2 pseudogenes are annotated in these 663 nt (G+C 55.7%); both read right to left on the reverse strand.

Annotated elements, in window-relative coordinates:
• A pseudogene (locus tag DY926_RS17930) lies at positions 1–260 on the reverse strand (transposase); the annotation flags it as partial.
• Between the two features lie 22 nt (positions 261–282).
• A pseudogene (locus tag DY926_RS15785) lies at positions 283–535 on the reverse strand (integrase core domain-containing protein); the annotation flags it as partial.
• Positions 536–663: the final 128 nt, after the last annotated feature.

The raw sequence follows: 663 nt of genomic DNA on the forward strand, positions 1-663 counted from the left end.
ATCATCAGACGCTTCGAACGGCCAGCCTGTTCTGTCAGGGCGACAGAGATCCTGTCAAAGACACCCAGGCGGCTCCACCGGATAAAGCGGTTATATAAGGTCTTGTGCAGACCATACGCTTTCGGGGCGTCTTTTCACTGAAGACCGTTGCAGATTACGTAAACAATCCCGCGCAGAACACGACGGTCATCCACACGCGGAACTCCATGAGCCAGAGGGAAAAACGACCTGATCCGATCCTTCTGGCTCACAGACAGCAAAGACCCTGCCCCGAACGTGCCCTCAGTTTTGGGTTAGGGTCTGTGGGTTGTTGTATGCTGTTTTGGCATGTTGAGCGAAAGCCTCTGGCGTCATGCCATTGAGGCTGGTGTGGGACGCTGACAGCGTTGTAGTCAGCCCGCTAAGCGTCGATGACCGTCCGAGCGTGGGCAAGGTTGCGGAACAGATGCTCGTTGAGGCATTCGTCGCGGAACCGGCCGTTGAAACTCTCGAAGAACCCGTTCTGCTGCGGCTTTCCCTGTGCGATATAGCGCCACAGCGCCGACGCACCCGCCTGATGCTCTTTCAGGATTCCGATGATCTGGTCCTGCGTGAAACATGATCTCTTCATTGTCTGTCTCCGGTTGGACAGACCTTACTCAAAAACGAGGGCATTTCACGGGG

The sequence above is a fragment of the Komagataeibacter melaceti genome, assembly GCF_003403295.1.
Classification (GTDB): domain Bacteria; phylum Pseudomonadota; class Alphaproteobacteria; order Acetobacterales; family Acetobacteraceae; genus Komagataeibacter; species Komagataeibacter melaceti.